This window comes from Actinoplanes sp. NPDC048791 (genome assembly GCF_040650095.1).
Classification (GTDB): Bacteria; Actinomycetota; Actinomycetes; order Mycobacteriales; family Micromonosporaceae; genus Actinoplanes.
On the sequence record NZ_JBEZGQ010000963.1, the window covers coordinates 1 to 3186 of the forward strand.

Annotated in this window: 4 protein-coding genes and 1 pseudogene; 2 read left to right on the plus strand and 3 right to left on the minus strand. The window is 72.4% G+C overall.

Features of this window, described 5'->3' with window-relative positions; translation table 11 throughout:
• Positions 1-104: 104 nt before the first annotated feature.
• Entirely contained in the window at positions 105-884 is a 780-nt protein-coding gene (locus AB0C29_RS40510; RefSeq protein WP_360832275.1) for a CAP domain-containing protein, read from the minus strand.
• A gap of 142 nt (positions 885-1026) precedes the next feature.
• On the minus strand, positions 1027-1767 hold the full coding sequence (locus AB0C29_RS40515) for a tyrosine-protein phosphatase (protein ID WP_360832267.1): 741 nt from the start codon (positions 1765-1767) through the stop codon (positions 1027-1029).
• A gap of 33 nt (positions 1768-1800) precedes the next feature.
• Here AB0C29_RS40515 and AB0C29_RS40520 point away from each other — a divergent pair, with 33 nt between their 5' ends.
• On the plus strand, positions 1801-2232 hold the full coding sequence (locus AB0C29_RS40520; RefSeq protein ID WP_360832270.1) for a GNAT family N-acetyltransferase: 432 nt from the start codon (positions 1801-1803) through the stop codon (positions 2230-2232).
• Here AB0C29_RS40520 and AB0C29_RS40525 read toward each other — a convergent pair.
• The gene (locus AB0C29_RS40525) at positions 2229-2468 is read right to left on the minus strand and encodes a hypothetical protein (protein ID WP_360832272.1); all 240 of its coding nucleotides are present in this window, start codon (positions 2466-2468) and stop codon (positions 2229-2231) included. The two genes, AB0C29_RS40520 and AB0C29_RS40525, sit on opposite strands and share 4 nt — an antisense overlap.
• A gap of 156 nt (positions 2469-2624) precedes the next feature.
• On the opposite strand from AB0C29_RS40525, the pseudogene AB0C29_RS40530 reads away from it, so the two are divergent.
• Positions 2625-3186: pseudogene (locus tag AB0C29_RS40530) on the plus strand (hypothetical protein); the annotation flags it as partial.

The window sequence follows — 3186 nt, forward strand, 5'->3', positions numbered from 1 at the left end:
CGGGCCGCACTGCCCGCCCGGCCGGTTCGGGCCGAACGGGCGCGTCGGGCCGAACATGTCCCGCAGGCGGCGGCGCCGGGCCGGGCCGCTGGGCCACCGGCCGGTCATCCGACGAAGTCCTGGGTCAGCCAGACCTTGCCGCCCGACTCGCGGACGACGCTGAGCCCGATCCGATTGAAGTCCTTGCTGAGCAGGTTCTTGCGATGGCCGTCGGCCGGCGGCACCTCGGCCAGCATGCTGTCGCACAGCCCGTTGGCGGCCTTGACGATCTCCGAGTCCGCGGCGCCCGCGAAGCCGAAGCCGATGTTCTCGCCGGCCGAACGCCACTGCACACCCTGCGCGCTGAACCGGTCGCCGATGCCGCCCTCGCCCGAGCACTGGTGGTTGAGCCCGCACCCGTCGATCATCCGCTGGTTGTGCAGCGCCGCCGCCTTCGACAGCGAGCTGTCCAGCGACAACGCCGCCAGCCCCTCGTCGCCGCGGGCCGCGTTGATGTGGTCCAGCACCTGATCGAGAATCGAGCCGCTGGTCGCCGGGGCGTTCTTCGGCTTCGGCTTGTCCGCCGGCGCGGTCGTCCGGCGCTTGGAGGAGGTCGCCGGCTTCGTCGCGGCCTTGGTCGGCGCCTTGGTCACCGGGGTGGCGCTCGTCACCGACGGGGACGGTGACGGGGTCGCCGAGCTCGGCAGGATCGTCTCGTCCAGGAGATCGGTGCCGGTGTCCGGCTCACCCGCCGGCTCGGCCACGACCAGGGGGACGTCCGCGGCCGTACGGGTCGCCGGGGGTGCGGCCTGCCGGTTGAAGCCGACGACCGTGAAACCCACCCCGATCACCACGGCGGTGGCTCCCGCCACCAGGGTGTACCGGAATCTCTGGGCAGCGGGCATCGGCACGGGACGGTCACCTCGGGAGTAGCGGGTCGCGGCCGCGCGGGCGCGGCAGGAAGCCGGGTGGGGGACGGCAACACCAGCGACTATGCGGCCCGCGGGCCCCGCGCGGGGGCCACCTCAGGAGCGCTTAAGGATCGACTCACGAAGACATAAGAAGCCGGGTACGCAGGGCGGCCACCACGCTGTCGTCGAGCTCCAGCCGCTCGGCCGCGTACCGGTGCACCGAACCGTGCCCGGCGGTGAGCTCGGCCAGGACCATCCGGATGAGCTCGGCCGGCGCCCGGCCGTAGCCGGGCCAGCGCAACTCCCGGCCCGGATGCTCGGCCAGCCACCGCTCCCGCAGCCGCGGCGTGGCCAGCTCGGTGAGGGCGAAATCGGCGGCGATCGTCTCGACCGGCACGTCCAGCAGCGCCAGCACCAGCGCGGCGAGCAGCCCGGTGCGGTCCTTGCCCGAGGCGCAGTGGAACACCAGCGGCGAGTCCGCGGCGGCGATGGTCTCGATCGCCTGCCGCAGCTCGGCGGTGCCGTCGGCGGCCACCTCGGCGTACCGGTCGGCCAGATAACGCCACGGGTCGAGGTCCGGATCGATCTGCGACTGGTCGTAGGGGCGATGCTCGATGCTCAGGTTGAGCCAGGTCACCCCGTCGATGGCGGGCAGCCGGCCGGCCGCGGCGATCTCCCACGGATAGCGCAGGTCGATGACCGTGCCGACGCCCAGCTCCCGGAAGCGCCGCAGGTCGTCCTCCCCGGCGAGGCGGCCGAGGGAGTCGGCGCGGTAGAGCGTGCGCCAGCGGGTGGTCCGGCCGTCGCTGGTCGCGTAGCCGCCCAGGTCGCGGAAGTTGCAGAGGCTGTCGAAGGGCACGTGCCGGCCGGAGGTCATGCCGGAAATCATCGCCTCTGCGAGGATCTGGACATGACGAGGGAGCTGCCGCAGGGCTATCAACTGGTCGAAGGGGCGCCGCCGGTCGAGGCGTACCTGACGCTGCGGCGCGACAGCGGACTGTCGCCCAAGACCTGGGAGCAGGCGGTCGCGGCACTGCCGGGCAGCTGGTACGCCTGCCACATCGTGCACACGGAAACCGGTACGGCGGCCGGTATGGGCCGGATCATCGGCGACGGCGGCTGGTACTTCCACATCGTCGACATGGCCGTCCTGCCCGACCACCAGCGCCGCGGCCTCGGCGACGTGGTGCTGACGGCGCTGCTGGCCCGGATCAGGCAGGTGGCCCCGCCGGACGCGTACATCAACCTGCTCGCCGACGCACCGGGCCGCCGCCTCTACGCCCGCCACGGCTTCGTCGACACCGCCCCCGTCTCCCTCGGCATGGCATTGAAGCTCGGCTAACCGACCCAGGCCAGGAAGCGTTCGTAGAGGTCGGCCGGGGTCGGTTCGCCGACGGTGGTGAGGTCGCCGATCGCGTCGTACATCACCGAGGCCATGTAGATGGCCAGGCCGGCCGGGAAGCGGGCGTACTGCTCGGCGAGGTCGGTCTTGGCCGGCGGGCAGGGCCACGGGTCGGCGCAGACCTGGCAGTCCCAGGTCGGGCGGGCCGGGAGGTGCTCGGTCCGCGGCAGCAGCATCGACGCACGCACCTTCCGGGCGATTCTGCTCACGTTGAGCGATCTGGGCACTACACAGAGGAGCGTGCCTGACCCGGTGTCAGTCATCAATGGCTGTCGGGGCAGCTGGCAACTTTCCGACAGGAGCGAAGTCCGAGGGGGCAATAGCCTGTGGTCGTGATCATCCCTGTTGACCTGCCCGGACCCGGCCCGGTGTGGAGCCGCTGGGTCACCCTGGCTGCCGCGCTGAGCGCCATCGGGTGGGACGACGTCTGGTCGGTGGGTGACACCGGCGCGCACCACGACGACGGCGGGGGCAACTGGGCCCACCTGGCGCTGATCGACGGCGGCCGCGCCGTCCTGTACGGCTGCGACCACGAGTACAGCGCCACCACCCACACCGACCCGCCACTGGACCTGCTCGCCGGTGCACCCGGCTGGCTGCCCTGGGACGATCTCGTGCCGTACGCCGCCGAGGACCAGCTCGGTTACGTGCTCTGGCACGACGGCGGCAGCTGGCACCGGGTCGAGTATCCGGACGGCGTGCACGACGGGCTCGCCGAGACGGCCGGCGCCGTGCTGGACGCGGACGCCACGGTGGCCGCGCTGGTCGACGTGGTCTTCGAGTGGGGGCAGCACGACGTCGACACCGCCGGCGAACGGGCTGACGTGCGGGCTGCCGCCGCGAACATGCGAGCGGTGGACGGCTGGCACGCCTGGGTGCTCGAGTCGACCGGCG

What these genes read in the sequence shown, in the direction of transcription:
- AB0C29_RS40515 (WP_360832267.1), bottom strand. Translation starts at nt 1,767, where the DNA reads ATGACCTCCGGCCGGCACGTGCCCTTCGACAGCCTCTGCAACTTCCGC.
- AB0C29_RS40525 (WP_360832272.1), bottom strand. Translation starts at nt 2,468, where the DNA reads ATGCTGCTGCCGCGGACCGAGCACCTCCCGGCCCGCCCGACCTGGGAC.
- AB0C29_RS40510 (WP_360832275.1), bottom strand. Translation starts at nt 884, where the DNA reads ATGCCCGCTGCCCAGAGATTCCGGTACACCCTGGTGGCGGGAGCCACC.
- AB0C29_RS40520 (WP_360832270.1), top strand. Translation starts at nt 1,801, where the DNA reads ATGACGAGGGAGCTGCCGCAGGGCTATCAACTGGTCGAAGGGGCGCCG.